Here is a 2,154-nt window from a genome sequence, read left to right as displayed (position 1 = left end):
ATATACTTATTCTTGGAATACATCTCCGGTACAAACTACAGCTACTGCTACAAACTTAGCTGCTGGTAATTATACTGTTACTGTTACTGATGCGAATAATTGTACTACGACTGCTAATGTAACTATTAACCAACCGACAGATTTACTATCTGTGCAAGCTACTGGTACAAACTTATTATGTAATGGAGATAATTCAGGATCCATTAACTTAACAGTTAATGGAGGTACTTTACCATACTCTTACGCATGGACTAATGGAGATAATACAGAAGATATTTCTGGTCTTGCTGCTGGCAATTATAATGTAACAGTTACTGATGCTAATGGATGTACTGCAACATTATCAACTCCTGTTCAAATCACACAGCCTGAGGTGGTAAGTATTGAATTGACAAAAACTAATGCAAATGCAACTGCAGGATGTGCCAACGGTACAGCTACTGCAACTCCTTCTGGAGGTACAGCACCATATACATATTTATGGAGTGATGGTCAAACTACAGCTACTGCAACTAACCTATCAGGAAATATAATTGGAGGTACCCAATATTCAGTTACTGTAACTGACCAAAATGGTTGTACCGCAATACAAAGTGTAGTCATCAATTGTGTAAGCGATTGTGATGCAGTAATAGCTGTTGGTGATATAGATAATATTTTGTGTAAAGGTGATAGCACTGGGAACGCAACAGTATCGGCGAGTTCTATTTCAAATCCAAATGCTACATTTACTTTTACTTGGGATACAACACCTGTACAAATTGATAGTGGTGTTACCTCAAGTACAATAAATAATCAAATAGCTGGAGTTTACACTGTAAGTGTAACAATTGACGGAACTGTTTGTTCTCCAGTAGAAGAAAGTATTACTATTACAGAACCTTCCACAAATGTAAGTGTTACAGCTACATCTACAGATGAGACTGGACCTACAACTAATGACGGTACTGCAACTGCAAATCCATCTGGAGGAACACCTGGATACACATATTCTTGGAATACAACACCAATACAAACAACACAAACTGCTACTAACTTAAGTGATGGAAATTATACGGTTACTGTAACTGATTTAAATGGTTGTACTGCCACAACTACTGTTTCTGTAAATGATGGTGACTGTAGAAATCTTTCAGCTGTAGCATCTTCTACTGATGTATCTTGTAATGGAGGAATTAATGGAACTGCAACAGTAAATGTCACTGGTGGTTTAGGAAATTTCACTTATTCATGGAGTAATGGAGAAACTACGCAATCTATATCAGGTTTAGTCGCAGGAACATATACTGTTACAGTTAGTGATATTGATACTGGTTGTGATTCTGTCAGTTCTACTACTGTAAATGAGCCAACTGCTTTAAGCACAGGTATAGCTGTAACTGATGTTGCTTGTCATGGAGAAAACACAGGTTCTTTAGACTTAACAGTCAATGGTGGAACTACAGATTATACTTTCTTATGGTCTAATGGAGCAACCACTGAAGACATAACTAACCTTCCTGCAGGAAATTATTCTGTAACTATTACTGATGCTAATGGATGTACTATTACTGATAGTGCTATTGTTGAAGAACCTCTTGCAGCTTTGACTGCTAGTATTACTTCTCAAACTGATATTGTTTGCTCTGCCACTGGAAGTGTAACAGTTGAAGCCCAAAACGGAACTGTACCTTATACATATAATATTGATGGTGGTACTAGCCAAAATAATGGGACATTTAATGATTTATCAGCAGGTGTTTACACTGTAAATGTTATTGATGCTAACTTATGTACAACTTCAGTTGAAGTTACGATTTTTGCTAATTGTATCACAGCTATCAATGATATCAACGATACGTTTATTGATACACCTGTGTCTGGTGATGTCTCTACCAATGACTTAAACCCTGATGGACCTGCTGGAACCGAAACGTTTACAGCTACCACTCAGCCTACTAATGGTACGCTAGTGTTTAACCCTGATGGTACTTATACTTACACGCCTAACCCTGGGTTTACTGGTACAGATACATTTACTTACGAAGTGTGTGATGCTGGTAACCCGATTGCTTGTGATACTGCAACGGTAACTATTGAAGTAGCGCCTACGCCTACCTCTGGTAATGAGCCGCCTGTAGCTAATGACGATACCAATACTACGGAAGTCGATAC

The 2,154-nt window shown here is 38.0% G+C and carries 1 protein-coding gene; it reads left to right on the top strand.

Annotation, left to right across the window (positions count from 1 at the left end):
- On the top strand, positions 1–2,154 hold a 2,154-nt coding region (locus tag ACFQ1Q_RS00080), incomplete at both ends, for an Ig-like domain-containing protein (RefSeq protein ID WP_386127505.1).

Origin of the sequence: Winogradskyella litorisediminis (genome assembly GCF_042675765.1) — a bacterium.
Taxonomy (GTDB): Bacteria; Bacteroidota; Bacteroidia; order Flavobacteriales; family Flavobacteriaceae; genus Winogradskyella; species Winogradskyella litorisediminis.
This window is presented reverse-complemented; position numbering and strand designations above follow the sequence as displayed.